General features: G+C 64.6%; 18 protein-coding genes. 3 read left to right on the top strand and 15 right to left on the bottom strand.

What is annotated here, in order from left to right; translation table 11 throughout:
* Positions 1-11 precede the first annotated feature (11 nt).
* A complete protein-coding gene (ctrA, locus tag Q1A71_RS10340) occupies positions 12-731 on the bottom strand; it encodes a response regulator transcription factor CtrA (RefSeq protein WP_299675044.1) in 720 nt (239 codons plus the stop codon).
* Between the two features lie 98 nt (positions 732-829).
* Positions 830-1,108, bottom strand: coding sequence for a DUF1153 domain-containing protein (locus Q1A71_RS10335; protein ID WP_299675041.1), 279 nt, complete (start codon positions 1,106-1,108; stop codon positions 830-832).
* Positions 1,109-1,230: 122 nt separating this feature from the next.
* On the opposite strand from Q1A71_RS10335, the gene mnmA reads away from it, so the two are divergent.
* A complete protein-coding gene (mnmA, locus tag Q1A71_RS10330) occupies positions 1,231-2,373 on the top strand; it encodes a tRNA 2-thiouridine(34) synthase MnmA (RefSeq protein WP_299675038.1) in 1,143 nt (380 codons plus the stop codon).
* A 59-nt stretch (positions 2,374-2,432) separates the two neighbouring features.
* Here the strand turns inward: mnmA and lpxB are convergent, their stop codons facing one another.
* The 13 genes from lpxB to pyrH all read right to left on the bottom strand — a co-directional run bounded on the left by lpxB (position 2,433) and on the right by pyrH (position 14,688).
* Positions 2,433-3,608 (bottom strand): lipid-A-disaccharide synthase, encoded by a 1,176-nt coding sequence (lpxB, locus tag Q1A71_RS10325; protein WP_299675035.1) that lies wholly within the window; start codon positions 3,606-3,608, stop codon positions 2,433-2,435.
* Entirely contained in the window at positions 3,608-4,399 is a 792-nt protein-coding gene (lpxI, locus tag Q1A71_RS10320) for a UDP-2,3-diacylglucosamine diphosphatase LpxI (protein WP_299675032.1), read from the bottom strand. Before lpxI ends, lpxB begins: the two co-directional genes overlap by 1 nt.
* Complete coding sequence (gene lpxA / locus Q1A71_RS10315; RefSeq protein WP_299675029.1) at positions 4,399-5,184, bottom strand: acyl-ACP--UDP-N-acetylglucosamine O-acyltransferase; 786 nt, start codon at positions 5,182-5,184, stop codon at positions 4,399-4,401. Before lpxA ends, lpxI begins: the two co-directional genes overlap by 1 nt.
* A 6-nt stretch (positions 5,185-5,190) precedes the next feature.
* On the bottom strand, positions 5,191-5,661 hold the full coding sequence (gene fabZ / locus Q1A71_RS10310) for a 3-hydroxyacyl-ACP dehydratase FabZ (protein ID WP_299675026.1): 471 nt from the start codon (positions 5,659-5,661) through the stop codon (positions 5,191-5,193).
* 81 nt (positions 5,662-5,742) lie between these two features.
* The gene (locus Q1A71_RS10305) at positions 5,743-6,288 is read right to left on the bottom strand and encodes an OmpH family outer membrane protein (RefSeq protein ID WP_299675023.1); all 546 of its coding nucleotides are present in this window, start codon (positions 6,286-6,288) and stop codon (positions 5,743-5,745) included.
* 16 nt (positions 6,289-6,304) lie between these two features.
* Positions 6,305-8,662, bottom strand: coding sequence for an outer membrane protein assembly factor BamA (gene bamA, locus Q1A71_RS10300; RefSeq protein ID WP_299675020.1), 2,358 nt, complete (start codon positions 8,660-8,662; stop codon positions 6,305-6,307).
* 149 nt (positions 8,663-8,811) lie between these two features.
* Positions 8,812-8,943, bottom strand: a complete 132-nt coding sequence (locus tag Q1A71_RS10295) for a hypothetical protein (protein WP_299675017.1) — start codon at positions 8,941-8,943, stop codon at positions 8,812-8,814.
* A 99-nt stretch (positions 8,944-9,042) separates the two neighbouring features.
* Positions 9,043-10,395 carry an RIP metalloprotease RseP gene (rseP, locus tag Q1A71_RS10290; protein ID WP_299675014.1) on the bottom strand — a complete coding sequence of 451 codons (1,353 nt, stop codon included), beginning with the start codon at positions 10,393-10,395 and terminating at the stop codon, positions 9,043-9,045.
* 3 nt (positions 10,396-10,398) lie between these two features.
* Positions 10,399-11,571: a 1-deoxy-D-xylulose-5-phosphate reductoisomerase gene (gene dxr / locus Q1A71_RS10285; RefSeq protein ID WP_299675727.1), complete on the bottom strand. Its 1,173-nt coding sequence runs from the start codon at positions 11,569-11,571 to the stop codon at positions 10,399-10,401.
* A gap of 2 nt (positions 11,572-11,573) precedes the next feature.
* A complete protein-coding gene (locus Q1A71_RS10280; protein WP_299675724.1) occupies positions 11,574-12,326 on the bottom strand; it encodes a phosphatidate cytidylyltransferase in 753 nt (250 codons plus the stop codon).
* 49 nt (positions 12,327-12,375) lie between these two features.
* Positions 12,376-13,107 carry a polyprenyl diphosphate synthase gene (uppS, locus tag Q1A71_RS10275; protein WP_299675721.1) on the bottom strand — a complete coding sequence of 244 codons (732 nt, stop codon included), beginning with the start codon at positions 13,105-13,107 and terminating at the stop codon, positions 12,376-12,378.
* A gap of 148 nt (positions 13,108-13,255) precedes the next feature.
* On the bottom strand, positions 13,256-13,819 hold the full coding sequence (frr, locus tag Q1A71_RS10270; protein ID WP_299675011.1) for a ribosome recycling factor: 564 nt from the start codon (positions 13,817-13,819) through the stop codon (positions 13,256-13,258).
* 140 nt (positions 13,820-13,959) lie between these two features.
* Complete coding sequence (gene pyrH, locus Q1A71_RS10265) at positions 13,960-14,688, bottom strand: UMP kinase (protein ID WP_299675008.1); 729 nt, start codon at positions 14,686-14,688, stop codon at positions 13,960-13,962.
* A 94-nt stretch (positions 14,689-14,782) separates the two neighbouring features.
* On the opposite strand from pyrH, the gene miaA reads away from it, so the two are divergent.
* Together miaA and Q1A71_RS10255 are read left to right on the top strand one after the other, a co-directional pair.
* On the top strand, positions 14,783-15,670 hold the full coding sequence (miaA, locus tag Q1A71_RS10260) for a tRNA (adenosine(37)-N6)-dimethylallyltransferase MiaA (RefSeq protein WP_299675005.1): 888 nt from the start codon (positions 14,783-14,785) through the stop codon (positions 15,668-15,670).
* Positions 15,671-15,770: 100 nt separating this feature from the next.
* Entirely contained in the window at positions 15,771-16,577 is an 807-nt protein-coding gene (locus Q1A71_RS10255) for an AraC family transcriptional regulator (RefSeq protein WP_299675002.1), read from the top strand.
* Positions 16,578-16,586 lie beyond the last annotated feature (9 nt).

Below are 16,586 nucleotides of genomic sequence, written 5' to 3'. Positions count from 1 at the left end.
GCCGCTGCTCGTCAGGCGCCTATGGCAAGGCGTTGCGGGTCATCCGCCTGGCTGGGTTCCGGGTCACGCAGCACATATCCGCGCCCCCAAACCGTCTCGATATAGTTTTCGCCGCCCGTCGCGTTGCTCAGCTTCTTGCGAAGTTTGCAGATGAAGACGTCGATGATCTTCAGTTCCGGCTCATCCATGCCGCCGTAAAGATGATTGAGGAACATCTCCTTGGTCAGTGTCGTGCCCTTGCGCAGCGACAAAAGCTCCAGCATCTGGTATTCCTTGCCGGTCAGATGCACCGGCTTGTTGTCGGCACTCACCGTCTTCGCATCCAGATTGACGGAAATCAGCCCGGTATCGATCACCGATTGCGAATGCCCCTTGGAGCGGCGGATGATGGCATGGATGCGCGCCACGAGTTCTTCGCGATGGAACGGTTTGGTGAGATAGTCGTCCGCGCCGAACCCGAACCCCTTGATCTTGTTTTCCGTGTCATCGGCGCCGGAGAGGATCAGGATCGGGGTTTCGATGCGGGACAGGCGCAACTGCCGCAGCACCTCATGCCCGTTCATGTCCGGCAGATCGAGGTCCAGCAGGATGAGATCATAGTCATACAGCTTTGCAAGATCGATCCCTTCCTCTCCCAGATCCGTCGCATAGACGTTCAGATTGGCGTGTGTCAGCATCAGTTCGATGCTCTTCGAGGTCGTGGGGTCGTCTTCCACTAGCAGTACGCGCATGATTTTCTCCGCATCGGGTGAACGTTTTCGTCGAAATTAACCGTGCACAAAAAGGGTTAATCACACGTTACCGTCTGCGATAAACTTATCTTAACAACTTAAGGTTGTCTATATCTTTGTAGCGCTGTGGCTTTCAGAGCATCCTCACCATGCTCTGACACAGCCTTCACCCACTCGTGGAACTCGTCCTCGCTGATCTGATACCGCTTGAGCGCCTCGCTCTGTGCGATCAACCCATAGGCGACACCGCGCACCACCGCAGCCTTGCGGGATGCCACCCAACGCTTTGTATTGGCCGGCGGAAGATCGGCTTGTGTCATCACACTGCCGTCGGCCAGTGTCACCGATCTCGGACCATCCACTTTCTTCAGATACATCACTCATACCCATTACAAGTTTGTTGGGCAGATCTTGACGCGAGGGCCTTAAAGACCCATGAAGCGCGCTCTTGAGAGTAGTTAGGATTTTCCTATATTTTCTTCGACCGCCGGAGAGACCCATGCCGCTTGATCACACAACCCCGCTGAATTCCCTCGGGATTGCCAAGGCGCCTGCCGACACGCGGGTCGTCGTCGCCATGTCCGGCGGCGTCGATAGTTCCGTTGTGGCCGCGATGCTGGCCGAAGAAGGATATGACGTCGTTGGCGTCACATTGCAGCTCTATGATCACGGTGCGGCGCTGGCCAAGAAAGGCGCCTGCTGTGCCGGGCTCGACATCCATGATGCGCGCCGCGTGGCCGAGACCATGGGCTTCCCGCATTACGTCCTGGACTATGAAAATATCTTCAAGGACGCCGTGATCGACGAGTTCGCCGACAGCTATCTGGGCGGCGCCACGCCGGTGCCCTGCATTCGCTGCAATGAACGCGTCAAGTTCAAGGATCTGCTCGAGACGGCCAGAGATCTGGAGGCCGATTGCATGGCGACCGGCCACTACATCCAGCGCAAGATGGGCGCGCAAGGCGCCGAGCTTCATGCCGCCGCAGATGCCGCGCGCGATCAGAGCTATTTCCTCTTCTCGACCACCCCGGAACAGCTTGATTTTCTTCGCTTTCCGCTTGGGCATCTGACGTCGAAGGCAGAGACCCGCGCGCTCGCGGCCAAATACGGTCTGAGCGTTGCGGACAAGCCCGACAGCCAGGATATCTGCTTCGTGCCCAACGGCGATTACGCCGCGGTGATCCGCAAACTGCGCCCCGACGCCGCCGACCCGGGCGACATCGTGCATGCGGACGGGCGCGTGCTGGGCCTCCACGACGGGGTGATCAACTACACCATCGGGCAGCGGCGCGGCCTCGGGATCGGTGGGCTCGCCGAACCGCTCTACGTCGTGAAACTGGATCCGGACGCAAAGCAGGTGATCGTCGGTCCCAAAGAGATGCTGGCCACCCGCTCCGTGCCGGTGCGCGAGATCAACTGGCTCGGTGACGCGCCCTTTGCGTCCCGCGATGCCTGGCCCCTGGCGGTCAAGGTGCGGTCAACCCGCCCCCCAACCGAAGCCATCCTCCGCCCGCTCAGCGCCACGGAGGCGACGGTGGAGCTGATCACCCCCGAAGAAGGCATCTCTCCGGGCCAGGCCTGCGTTTTCTACGATCCGGACAGCAGCCGCATCTACGGCGGTGGCTGGATTCACAAGGGCTGAGACACGCGCGCCACGACATCGTGGCGCCGGTTTGGCCCATCAGGGCCAAACGAATCGCGTCAGGCGTCAGCCTGTCCTTTTGAGGGCAGGCGCGACAGTACCGCAAGAGCCGCCCGCAGCCCCGGATCCTCCCCGCCCTCACCCAGCCGCTGCATCGTGACCTCCATGGCCGCCTGCTGCGCCTCCGGCGCCGCCATGACATCCAGAATACCTGCGCCGATTTTCTCCGGCGTACAATCAGGGCCCAGGAAGTCCGGAACCACGCGGGTGTCGGAAACTAGGTTCACCAGCGTCACCGTATCAACCAGCGCCATCGCCTTGATAATGTTGAACGAAATCCAGTTCATCTTGTAGGCGATCACCATCGGCGTGCGCGCCGCGGCCAGCTCCAGCGACACGGTCCCGGAGGCCGCCAACGCCACATCCGCCGCCCGGAATGCCGCCCGTTTGATCCGCCTCGCCGCGTCGACGTTCATGTCCCGCGGGTCGAGCACAATCGGCGCGGCGGGCCAGCCCCGTACCTTCTCCAGCACCACATCCGCCACCGGTCCGGCGGCGGGAACCACCACCTTCAGATCGGGGTGCCTGTCCAGAACCGGTGCAATCGCCTTTCCGAAGATGTCGCCCAACCGCTCCACCTCGCCCCGCCGCGAGCCGGGCAGCACCAGCAACAGCGGCGCGCTTCCGATCCCTTTCGCCTCCCGGAAGGCCAGCGCCTCCGCTTCCGTCGCCTGCGGCTCGGCCACCACAGGATGCCCCACGAAATCACAGACCATGCCGTCCAAGGTCATCAGCGGCGGCTCAAACGGGAACAGCGCCAGCACATGGTCGATCACCTTCGCCATCTTCTGCGCCCGTTTTGGTCGCCACACCCAGACCGTCGGCGCCACATAGTGCACCGTGCGAATGTCGCACGCAGCCTTCACGCGTCGCGCCACCCGCAGCGAGAAATCCGGGCTGTCGATGGTGATCATCACGTCTGGTGCCGTCTCGATCACCGCCTGTGCCGTCTCATTGATCCGCGCCATCAGCGCGCGATACTTGGGCAGGATCTCGGCGATCCCCATAACGCTCAACTCATCCATCGGAAAGCGGCTGACCAGCCCCTGCGCCTGCATCTCTGCGCCGCCGATCCCGTCGAACTGCACCTCCGGATTGAGCGCTTTCAGCCCCGCCATCAGCGCGCCACCCAGGCGATCGCCCGAGGGCTCGCCCGCGATGATGAACACCTTCATCAGTCGGGCGCGCGGGCCCAGAGCACGAGCCCCGCCGCATCTGCAGCAGCGACCGTTGCTTCGGGCTCCAGAAGGATCACGCCTCCCGCTTCCACGACAAGGCCTGCCAGCCCTGCATCCACCAGGGCCGTCACCGTCTCGGGCCCGATGGTGGGCATGTCAACGCGCAGGTCCTGCCCGCGTTTGGGGCCCTTGACCAGAATGGCGCGGGCTTTTGCGGCTCGCTCCGGCAGGGTTTGCAACATGTGATCTGTCCCGCCCAGCGTCTCGATTCCCCAGATCTGCCCGGCCCCCACGACACAGCCCTGCCCCACATCGAGCGGCGCAAGGGCCGCCAGCACCTCACTGCCGCGCGCCATGTCCGAGGTCATCTGATCGTCGGGCTGTGCCGCGCTCAGCACGCCTTCGCTCACCAACAGGTCCGGCACCAGATCATGGGCCGCCCGCACGGTGAACCCTTTTTCCTCGAAGATCCCGATCACCGCGCTCAGCGCGCCGTCATCGCCCGAACCGATGGCCTTCATCAGCGTCGGCACCAGCGGCAGGGTCGCCGCATCAATCGCCGTCGGGTCCACCGGGGGGCGCTCGATGCCGCCGCAGAAACACACGTCGGACACGCCCCGCTGCTGCAGATCAGCGAGCAGGCTGCCGATCTGCTCCAAACGAAACGTCAGATCGGCGTCCAGCCCCTCGGGCTCGAACCCGTTCAGCACGCACACCAGCGGTGCCTCCGGCACGCTTCGGGCGATGCGCGCGGGCAAACCGCCCCGGCCTGCCACCAGCGCCAGCATCAGCGGCCGGGCGTCAGGAAGTGGCGGTCGCTGTCCGCCAGGATGAAATCCACGATCTCAAGCACATAGTCGCTGGTGGTCTCGTCCTTCAGCCGCCGCGCGCGGTCATGAAAGGTGCCCTCGCCCTGCGCCAGCATCTGGAATGCGGCCCGCAGCGCCGTGATGTCCGACCGCGCCACGCCACGCCGCTTGAGCCCCACAAGGTTCAACCCGTCCAGCTCGCCTCGCGGCGCCTGGACCAGACCGTAGGGGATGACATCGTTCGTCACCATGGTCACGGCCCCGATGATCGCGCCGCGCCCGATGCGCACGAATTGGTGCACCCCGGAAAGACCCCCGACGATCACGTCATCCTCGATGATGCAATGCCCCGCAATGGCCACCGAATTCACGATCACACAGCGGTTGCCGATCATCGCGTCATGGGCGATGTGACAGCCCGCCATGAAGAGATTGTCATCGCCGATGCGGGTCACCCCGCCCCCGCCTTCGGTACCGCTGTTCATCGTGACATGCTCGCGGATGCGGTTGCGCTTGCCGATGACCAGCTCGGTCGCCTCCCCCTTGAACTTCAGGTCCTGCGGGATCTCTCCGATCACGGAGAAGGGAAAGATCACCGTCTCGGCGCCGATCCGGGTCTGCCCGGTCACCACCACATGGCTCTTGAGCTGCACCCCCGCCGCCAGCGTGACCTGCCGCCCGACACAGCAGAACGGGCCCACCGTAGCATTGGGATCGACCTGCGCGCCCTCTTCAATCACTGCGCTGGGGTGAATGTTGCTCATCCGCGCCTACCCCAGATCCATCATCGCGGTGAACTCGCACTCCGCCGCCATCTCGCCGTCCACCGACGCCACGCCGCCGAAGCGCCAGACCTTGCCGCCGGGCTTGCCCCGCAGCGTCTCAACCTGCATCTCCAGCACGTCGCCGGGCACCACCTTGCGGCGGAACTTGGCCTTGTCGATGGCCATGAAGTAGACCTTCATGTTCTGGTCCGCCATCTCCAGCGACACGCCCACCATCACCGCCGCGGTCTGCGCCATCGCCTCGATGATCGTTACCCCCGGCATGATCGGCAGCCCCGGGAAATGCCCCTGAAAATGCGGCTCGTTCATGGTGACATTCTTGATCCCCTTGGCCGAGGTTGTCCCGTCAATGTCGACCACCTTGTCCACCAGCAGGAACGGATAGCGATGCGGAATGATCCGTTGGATCAGCTGGATGTCGGCACTGGTGGAAGGGCCTGCTTCGGGCGGCGTCATAGGATCTGTCCTTTTGTCCTCAAGGGCTTGACCCTCTGCCTAACAACTCGGCGTCAGTGGAGCAAGCGTGGTGAGAGGCCCCTATTCGGCCGGCTCTGTACCGTCGCCAAGCACCTCATTCAACCGCCCGAGCGCCATATCGGTGATGTCGATGGCGTTCGAGCTGAGGAAGAGCGACCTCTTGTCCATGATGACCGCGGCACCCGCTTCGCGCATCAGCCCCTCCAGCACCGGTGCGGCAGCATTCAGGAACACATTCCTGCGCTGCTCGAAATCCTGACTGAGCGCGCGGTTCTTGGCGTCCTGCGTGCGGCGCGTGGTCTGCACCTTGGCGTCAAAGGCATCGGCCAGCTCCCGGAACTCCGTCGGATCCATCGTCGCCCGCTGCTCGGTGAGCGCCTGTTCCTCCGTTTCCAGCTGGTCTTCGATACCGCGGTTTTCCGCCGCCAGTTCCGCGCCCCGCGCCTCGAACTCGGCCACGGTCTGTTTGCCGAAATCGCTCTCCGAAAACAGCCGATCGGAATCAATCGTCAGGATCGGGCTCTGAACCGGACCGAACCGCTGCGCATCAGCAGGCCCGGCCAGAAGCCACAGGCAGGCTGCCAGACTACACGCCAGACTGCCCACCAGCCACCGCACCGGCTCAGAACGTCGTGCTCAGCGTCAGCTCAAAGCTCTGGTCGCGGTCGAAGTCTTCTTTCTTGATCGCATCCGTGAAGTTGAACCGCAGGGGGCCGACAGGCGTATCCCAGAGGATCGCAAAGCCGATCACATGGCGGAACGATCCCCCCTCACCGACAATGGTGCCGCCGGTGGTGTTCACGTCACTCAGATCCCAGAAGTTGCCGACATCGTAGAAAACGCCGCCCATGATCCCGTATTCTTCCGGCAGGCCCAGCGGGAACTCCGCCTCGAACCGCGCAGCGAGATAGAGGTTCCCGCCCAGCGGATCCTCGCCGCTCACCGACAGGTCGCGCGGCCCGATACCGCCAGGCTCAAACCCGCGAATGATGTTGGTGTTGTTGAGGAAGCGGTCCACAGCCCGGTTGGTCCCGTCGCTCCAGGCCAGCGCTCCGCCTTCGATCGAGGCGCGCAAGGTCACCTCCTCGTTGAAGACCCGGGTCTCACCAATGGCGCGCGCCACGGTCTGGATGTACTGCGCGTCCCCGCCCAGACCCGCAAAGTCCTGCGAGAACTGCAGCAGGTAGCCCGAGTTCGGATCAAGCCCGCCGATGCGCGTGTCATACGTGAACTGATATCCGACGGAGCTGCTGGTCTGCTCGCCCACGGCGATCTCATTGCCGATCACCACGCCGTTCTCCGGGGTCTCCCGCGCGGTCATCTCCGACTGTTCGATGGTATAGCGCAGTTGCAACCGTGTGTTGTCACCCACCGGGAAGGTCAGCGAGGGCTGCAGCAGGATCCGCTCGGTGTCATAGGTGGTGAAGGAGCTGTCCGTCTCCGCGAACTCCGCACGCAACCCGAAGGTCAGGTCACGTCCCAGGAACGACGGCTCCTGGAAATTGATGCTGTAGCGCTCGGAATCCTCCGCCGTCGAAATGCTGATCGCCAGACGCTGCCCACGGCCCAGGAAGTTCTCCTCGGCAAAGCGGATGGCAAAGCCCAGACCATCGTTGTTCGAGAAAGACGCACCAAAGCTGAACGAGCCGGTCGGCGCCTCCTCCACGTCCACATCCACGACCACCTGGTCCGGCGTGGAGCCTTCCCGCGCATTCACCTCCGCTGTCTCGAAATACCCCAGCGCCCGGATCCGTTCCGCCGCTTCCCGGATCTCACGCGGGTTGAAGGGGTCGCCCTCGACACTGCGGAACTGGCGCCGGATCACCCGATCCAGCGTGGTTGTGTTGCCTTCGATGTCGATCCGCTCCACGAAGACGCGCGGCCCGCGGGTCAGCACATATTCGATGTTCAGCGCGAGATTGCGGTCATCCCGCGTCACCCGCGGCTCGACCCGCAGGAAATCCACACCGTCGCGCAGCGCCTGCCGCTCCATCCGGGCAATGTCGTTCTCCAGCAGCGAGGGCGAATACACCACCCCCGGCCGGATCTTGGCAATATCGCGATACACATCCGCATCCGCGCCCGGCACGTCGCTGGTCACCGTGATCTCACCAAAGCGGAAACGCTGACCTTCCTGCACGTTGAACACCAGGAAATACCCGTCCCGCTCTTCGGTCAGCTGCGCATTCACCGAGTTGACGCGGAAGTCGATATAGCCCCGCGACAGGTAGAAATCGCGCAGCAGCTGCCGGTCGAACTCGATCCGGTCCTCGATCAGCGAGTCGGCCCGCACAAAGGCCCGGAAGAAACCCGCCTGCTTGGTGTCGAGCACCCGCCGCAGCCGCCGGTCCGAGAATTCACGGTTGCCGACAAAGCTCAGCCGCTCGATCTCGATGGTATCGCCTTCAAAGATCTCGAACACCAGGTCCACGCGATTGTCGGACCGGCGAATGATGGTCGGCGTCACTTTGGCCGACAGGCGCCCTTCGGTCGCATAGGCATCGGCGATGAGCTCTGCATCCCGCTCCGCCTGCGCCGGGTTGAAGACCCGCCGCTCGTTGGAGTTGATCGCCGCTGCCAGCGCCTCATCGTCAATGCGCCGGTTGCCCTCGAAACTGATGCGGTTGATCGTCGGGAATTCGACGACGGTAATGCGCAGGCTGTTGCCGCTGGGCTGAAAGTCCACATCCTCGAACAGGCCCGACTCGATCAGCCGCTGGAAGGCCGCGTTCAGCTCCGCGGCACTGACCGTCTGACCGGGGGCGATTCCGGCCCGTGTCAGGATCGCGGCATCGCCAACCCGAAGGTTACCATCCACCGTGATGCTGTTCAGCGTAAATTGCTGGGCCTGTACCGGCGTTTGCTGCGCAATCCAAAGCGCTGAAAATGCCAGACAAAATCCCAAGATGCGCAGCACCGACCATACCGATGTGCTGCGCCCGATAACCCGCGGGCTTGCGCCCCGATCACCCCTGTTCATGACCTGCCCCGTCCTCAGATGTTTATGCTCATCTGAGTACCGACAATGGCCGGTCTTGTCAAAACCATGTGGTCAGAAAGTAGCGGATCACTACATGCGCGCCCATGTGCCCGCGTATCAAGCGCGAGCCGCGGGCGTCATCGCCGTCTTTACCCGAGGGCTGAGGTGATCCAGGCGCCGGCGCTGAGCGACAGCGTGATCATGCCCAGATAGAGCGCGCGATCCCAATTGAGATCCATCAGAAGGCTCAGGCTGCGGTAGCTGTTCTGCATCGTTTGCATCATCTGTCTCCAATCCGTTGGGAGCACCCTACTGCGCAAATGCGGCTGCAGTTTGGCCAAATATGGCTCAAACAGGGCATTTCATCCGCGAAAATCCGGTCAGGGACAGAAGATATCGTTGGCCAACGCAAAGACCATCAAGGTCAGCACTGTCGCCAGACCGATGCTCATCAGCACCCGCAGCGCCCGGTCGCTGGGCGGCTTCCCGGCCACGGCCTCATAGGCGTAAAACACAAGATGTCCGCCATCGAGCGCCGGCACCGGAAACAGATTCAGCAGCCCCACCGCCGTGCTCAACACCGCGATGAACCAGATGAAGGACTGCGCGCCCTGGCTCGCCATCGCGCCGGAGGTCTGGGCAATGCCGATGGGCCCGCTCAGATTGCACGTGCTGATGGCGCCCGTGATCATATGCGCCAGTCCGCTCAGCGAGCCTTCGATGATCCGGCCCGTCTGCTGGACGCCGCTGGCCAGCGCCTCGCCAATGCCCGGTGTCTCCGTCGCCGGTTCAAATGCGAGTCCGCCCGCAATGCCGATGCGCCACTGGGTCACAAAGCCCCCATCGCGCTGCGGTTCGTCCACGCGTTTCGGAGTCAGCGTCACGTCGATCTCGTCACCGCCGCGCCAGACGCGCAGCGCAAGCGGCGCGCCATCGCCGCCCTCGACGCGCTCCTTCAGCTGGTCGAAGGCGAAAATCGGGTCGCCATCAACCGCGATGATCACATCGTCCACCTCCAGCCCCGCGCCCATTGCCGCACTCTGCGGGCTGACACCCGAGACCAGCGGCGGCAACAGATAGGCACCCGGGACAACCCTCTGAGACCCCTCGCGGCGCACGGTATAGTCCAGCAGAGGCTCCAGCGGCAGCCCGTCGATGAAGGTGGCATAGGCCTCCGCGTCTTCCATGCTCGGCACCGGCACACCATTGACACCGATGACCTCGTCACCAACCTGCAAGCCCCGCGCCTCGACCGGCAGCGGGCGCAGGTCCCCCACTGTCAGCGGGTCGCGCGACACGCCGCTGGTCGCGACCACGGCGGCAAACACGATGATTGACAGCACAAAGTTGAAGATCGGACCTGCGGCCACAGTCGCCGCCCGCGCCCAGAGCGGCGCGCCATGCATGGTGGCCCGCAGCCGCTTCGGGTCCGCTTCCGCCGCTGCCATCGCCTCTTCGTCCTTGCCCGAGGCGGCATTGGCGTCCCCGGCAAACTTCACATATCCGCCAAACGGCAAAGCGGCGATCTGCCACTGCGTGCCGCGCCGGTCCACCCGAGACCACAGGACCGGGCCGAAGCCGATGGAAAAGACATCCGCATGGATCCCCGACCAGCGCCCCACGATGTAGTGGCCATATTCATGGATCGCCACGATCACCGAGAGCGCGAGCACAAAGGCCGCAATGGTCCAGATCAACCCGCCGAACTGCGGGATCAACGCGAAAATGTCCAAAATCTAACCTGCTCTGCTGTGAATGACCGCGCGTGCCGTCTGTCGTGCCACATGGTCCACTCGCGCCACGTTATCAAGGGTCATCGTGGCATCAATATGACCGGCTGTCGCTGACATCTGCGTCAGGACCTCCTCCACAACGATGGCCATCTCGTTAAATCCGATCTCCTCGGCGATGAAGGCATCAAGCGCGCTTTCCTTGGCGGCGTTGAACACCGCCCCGGCGAGCCCGCCCGTCTCCATCACCTCGCGCGCCAGCCGCAGCGCGGGCCAGCGCGTCTCGCAGGGTGCGCGGAAACTCAGCTGCCCGATCTGCGCCAGGTCCAGCCGGTCCACCGGCAGATCACGCCGCTCCGGCCAATGCAGCGCGTATCCGATGGCGTGCCGCATGTCCGCCGGGCCCACATGCGCCATCAGCGCGCCATCGCGAAAGCCCACCATCGCATGGATCATCGATTCGGGGTGGATCAGCACCTCGATCTGCTGCGGCGCCACCGCGAAATACTCCCGCGTTTCAATCAGTTCCATCGCCTTGTTGAACATCGAGGCGGAATCGATGGTGATCCGCTGCCCCATGTCCCAATTCGGGTGGCTGGAGGCCTCGGCCAGCGTCGCCTTCGCCAGATCCTCGATGGGCCAGTCGCGAAAGGCGCCGCCGCTGGCAGTGATGATCACCCGCTCCACCGCGCCCATATCCTCGCCCACCAGCGCCTGAAACACTGCCGAATGCTCGCTGTCCACCGGCAGCAGCCGCGCGCCATGGGCCTTGGCGGTCGACAGCATGAGCTGCCCCGCGCAGACCAGCGATTCCTTGTTGGCCAGCGCCAGCGTGCCGCCCTGCTCCAGCGCGGTCAGCCCAGGCGCAAGCCCCGCCGCGCCCACAATCGCCGACATCACCCAGTCCGCCGGGCGCGCGGCGGCCTCGGTCACCGCCGCGGTTCCGGCCGCGGCCTCGATGCCACTGCCCGCCAGTGCTGCGCGTAACTCTTCCAGCAAATGATCATGCGCCGTCACCGCCACCTCGGCCTTCAGCCGCCGCGCATCGCGGGCCAGCTGCGCAATGTTGCTGGCGCCCGTCAGCGCGACCACCTGATACTCCCCCGGCGCGCGCGCAATCAAATCGATGGTGTTCTGGCCGATGGAGCCCGTGGCCCCGAAGATGCTGACCCGGCGCACGCTCACCTCAGCGTCACGGAGGCCCCGATCAGTGGCCCTCCGATGATCAGCAGAAAGATCGCCGCCCCCAGCATGCCGTCAAACCGGTCGAGCAGACCGCCATGACCGGGGATCAGGTTCGAGCTGTCCTTCACGCCCACGCGCCGCTTGATCGCGCTCTCGGCGATGTCCCCCATCTGGCTCGCCATGGAGACAGCCACGGAAATCCCGATCAGCTGCGCGCCCGCCCCGGTGTTGGCCATGAAGAGCGCCCCGACCGCCGCCGCCCCGACCCAGCCGAAGCCGGTGCCCGCCCAGGTCTTCTTCGGGCTCACCCGCGGCCAGAACTTGGGCCCTCCGATGAGGCGCCCGGCGAAATACCCCACCACATCCGTGGCCACGACCACCAGCACCATCCAGAGCATCCAGTTGAAGCCCAGCGTGTCGCGCACCGCCAGCATGCCAAAGCCGGCGAGCAGCACCATCACCGTGAACACCATGTAGATCGTGCGGAACTGGGTCAGCTGGCCAAAGCCCACCAGCGCCGAGGCCAGCAGGATCGGCAGCGCAAAGCCCACCGGCAGATAGCTCGCCAGAAGCAGCGCCGCACCGGTCAGCAGACCCATCTGCAGCGGCACGCGCGCCGGCGCGCGGATCATCACCGCCAGTTCCCAGACCATGATCCCGCAGATCGCGGCCACCATCACGTGAAAGACATGCCCCCCGGCCCAGACCCCGGCAAGCCCCAGCACCACCATCGCCGCACCCGAGCCCATCCGCGTCGCCAGATCCGACCACTTCTCCCCCACCTCGGCCACGGCGCGCTTACCCTTTCACGCCGCCATAGCGGCGATCGCGGCCCCCAAAGGCCGCGCAGAGATGCTGAAACTCATCGCGGGTGAAATCGGGCCAGAGCGTGTCGATGAACTCATATTCGGAATAGGCCGACTGCCAGAGCAGGAAATTGGAAATCCGCGCCTCACCGCTGGTGCGGATCACCAGATCCGGGTCGGGCAGAACATGCGTATCGAGATAGCGCGGCAGCGTTTCCTCATCCACATCGTCGGGGCTCAGCTTGCCCTCGGCCACATCCGCGGCCAGCCGCTTGGTGGCGCGCGCCACCTCGTCCCGCCCGCCATAGTTGATCGCAATGGTCAGATGCACCCGCGTGTTCTGCTGCGTGGCGGTCTCAAGATCGCTCATCATCTCGATCAGCTTCTTGTCGAGCCGCACCCGGTCTCCGATGAACCGAACGCGCACACCCGATTCCACCAGCGCGCGGGTCTCCTTGATGATGTAACGCCGAAACAGGCTCATCAGCCCCGCGACCTCGACCTGCGTGCGCTTCCAGTTCTCGGTGGAGAAGGCGAAGATCGTCAGGTAATCCACCCCGATCTGCGGACAGCTCTCGACGATCTCGCGCACCCGCCGGGCACCTGCGTGGTGGCCATAGAGGCGGGGCCGGCCCCGTTGCGTGGCCCAGCGTCCGTTGCCATCCATGATGATGGCCACATGGCGCGGACAGCCCGGGATCAGGTCGACTTGAGGTTGGGGCATGCCCGCCATAATGGTCTCCTGTGGGGTGCGCGCCTGACCGTCAGGCGGCTCCGAAGGCGATGGAGGGGCCGGCCTGCGGGCCCTCTATCAGTGTGTTGACGCGCAAATGCCGCATCAAAGCTGGTTCCGAGGTCGCTCCGCGCCCCGGTCAGACCTGCATGATCTCGCTCTGCTTGGTCTCGAGCATGTCGTCAATCGACTTGATATGCCGGTCGGTGATGTCCTGGACCTCACTTTCCCAGAGCTTCTGGTCGTCCTCCGACAGGCCATCCCCCTTGGCCTTTTTGATCTGATCCATCCCGTCCCGACGCACATTGCGCACCGAGACGCGGGCGTTCTCGGCATATTGTCCGGCCACCTTGGTCAGTTCGCGGCGCCGCTCTTCGTTGAGTTCCGGGATCGGCAGCATGATGATGGTGCCGTTGAGCTGCGGGTTGATGCCGAGGCCGCTCTCGCGGATCGCCTTCTCCACCTTGCCGACCAGCGCCTTGTCCCAGACATTGATGGTGACCATGCGCGGCTCGGGCACGTTCACGGTGCCCACCTGGTTGATCGGGGTCAACGCGCCATAGGCGTCCACCATCACCGGCTCCAGCATCGAGGCCGAGGCGCGGCCGGTGCGCAAGCTTGCGAACTCGGTGCGCAGATTGGCCATGGCCCCATCCATGCGCCGTTCCAGATCATCGGTGTCCAGCATAAAGTCGTCTGACATAATTCTTCCTGCCACAAGTCTCTTACCGGGCCCGCTGACGGTGCGCGCCCTCACGTTTGCGCTTGTGTATAGATCAGGAAACTGTCGAAAGGCCAGAAGGAGTTGCGCGCGTTCATCCGGACCCCGGTGGCAGTGCCCTTCTAGCCCTGCACGCGCGTATAGGTGCCCTCGCCCGCGAGGATGCCACGGAAGCCCCCGGGCTCATCCAGCGAAAAGACGATGATCGGCAGGTTGTTGTCCCGGGCCAGCGCGATGGCCGAGGCGTCCATCACCCCCAACCGCTTGGCCAGCACATCGTCATAGCTCACCTGCTCATAGCGCTTGGCATCATCGTGTTTCGCCGGGTCCTTGTCATAGACGCCGTCCACCTTGGTGCCCTTGAAGATCGCCTGGCAGGACATCTCGTTGGCGCGCAGCGTCGCCGCCGTATCGGTGGTGAAATAGGGGTTGCCCGTCCCGGCTGCAAAAATGCAGACCCGTTTCTTCTCAAGGTGGCGCACCGCACGGCGCCGGATGTAAGGCTCCGCCACCTCATTCATGGTGATCGCCGAAATCACCCGCGTATGAATGCCCAAGCCCTCCAGCGCGGACTGCATCGCCAGCGCGTTCATCACCGTCGCCAGCATCCCCATATAATCCGCCGTGGTCCGCTCCATCCCCTGGGCCGAGCCCTGCAGCCCGCGGAAGATATTGCCGCCGCCGATCACCATGCAGATCTCGACACCCAGCTCATGCACCGACTGCACTTCGCGCGCGATCCGCTCCACCGTGGGCGGGTTCAGCCCGAACCCCTGATCCCCCATCAACGCCTCGCCCGAGATTTTCAGCATGACCCGTTTGAACTTGGTTTGCGGCGCGGCGTCGGACATGAAGGGAGCTCCTGCGGCATGGGGTTTTGTTCGGCGGCAAAATGTCGGAAAAGCGGGTGAGTTTCAATGCACCCCCGCGCAGGACAGCAAGAAAATGACTGCAGCTGCACGCCTCGCCCCGGAGCGCCTCCTGGCGGGGCTGTCCCGGGAGCTCCCGGTGCTGATCGCCGGGCCCACTGCCTCGGGCAAATCCGCGCTGGCACTGGAGATCGCCGAGCGCCTCGGCGGGGTCATCGTGAACGCCGACGCCAGCCAGGTCTACGACTGCTGGCGCGTCGTCACCGCCCGCCCGGATGCAGCCGAGCTTGCCCGGGCGCCGCATCATCTCTATGGCCATATCGCCGCCACAACCCCCTACTCCACCGGCCACTGGCTGCGCGAGGTCACACCGCTGCTCTTGGGCGCGCGGCCCATCATCGTGGGCGGCACCGGGCTCTACTTTACGGCCCTCACCCAGGGGCTGGCCGACATCCCCGCCACGCCGCCGGAAATCCGCGCGCAGGCCGATGCCCTGTCGCGGGAGGCCATGCTGGCGCAGCTCGATTCCGCCACACGGACGCAGATCGACACCGCCAACCGCGCCCGGGTGCAGCGGGCCTGGGAGGTGCAGGCCGCCACCGGGCGCAGCCTCACGCAGTGGCAGGCCGACACGCCGCCGCCCGCTCTGCCGGAGGATCAGGCCCACAGGCTTGTCTTCGATGTCCCCAAGGACTGGCTGCTCGACCGCATCGCGCGCCGCTTCGATCGGATGCTGGCACAGGGCGCGCTTGACGAGGCCCGTGCCGTGCTGCCCCACTATGACCCGAGCCTGCCCGCGCACCGCGCCATTGGCGCGCCCGAGCTCCTGGCCCACCTCAAGGGCGAGATCACGCTGGAGCAGGCCCGCGAGCGGGCCGTGATCGCCACGCGCCAGTTCGCCAAGCGCCAGCGCACGTGGTTTCGCTCAAAAATGTCGCGCTGGCAGCCGATCTCGCCCGCATAGGCTGGTTTCTGCCCATTTCCATCGCGCGCGCCGGTCGCCACTGGCGTTAAGGTTCCGGTAATTTATCTAAAATACCGTCGATCGAAACCGGGGGCTGCCGATGTCATCGAACCGACCAACGATTTTGTCACTGTCACAGCTGAGCATGGGCCAGGACTGGCGCCTCACGCTGCCGCATGACCGGCCCGACCACCTGCTGATCTGGGTCACCCGCGGGCAGGGCCGTGTGCTGATGGACGGCCAGCGCCGGGGCGTCGGCACCCACAACGCGCTGGTGATCCCGGCCAACCACTTCTTCGCGTTGGAGCTCGGACGTCAGGCCATCGGCCAGGTGGTCCGGATCCCCGGCGAGACCGATCTGACGATGCCCCAGATCCCCCGCCTGCTGCGCATCCGCGACGGTGCGGCCATGAACGAGCTCAACGCGCTGATCGAAGCCGCCAGCCGCGAGCAGGCCAGCGAGCGGCCCCTCTGCACCCAGTCGATGGATGCCTTCGGCGCGCTTATCGCCGTCTGGATCCACCGCCAGCTGGCACTGGAGGAACACGCAACCGAACGCCGCAATGCGGCGGCGCGGCTCTGTGGCGCCTATTGCGCCCATATCAACGCCCATTTCGCAGCGCCCATGACAATGTCCGACCATGCCGCAGCCCTTGGGGTCACGCCCACACACCTCTCCCGTGCCTGCAAGGCCGCCACGGGCAAGACCGCCGCCGAGCTTCTGACCGAACGCGTGCTGCACGAGGCGCGCTGCCTGCTGGCCGAGACCGATGTGGCCGCCCAGGACATCGCCCGCCATCTGGGCTTTGGCAGCGCGGCCTATTTCACGCGCTTCATGCAGCAGCACACAAAGGCCACGCCCACGGCCCTGCGCAAGGCCTCCGCAGCCCTGCTGAAGGCCGCCTGAGCCAGACGC

Source organism: uncultured Roseobacter sp. (genome assembly GCF_947493125.1).
GTDB lineage: Bacteria > Pseudomonadota > Alphaproteobacteria > Rhodobacterales > Rhodobacteraceae > Roseobacter.
Note: the sequence above shows the minus strand (reverse complement) of the source record. Positions and strands in the feature narration are given on the sequence as shown.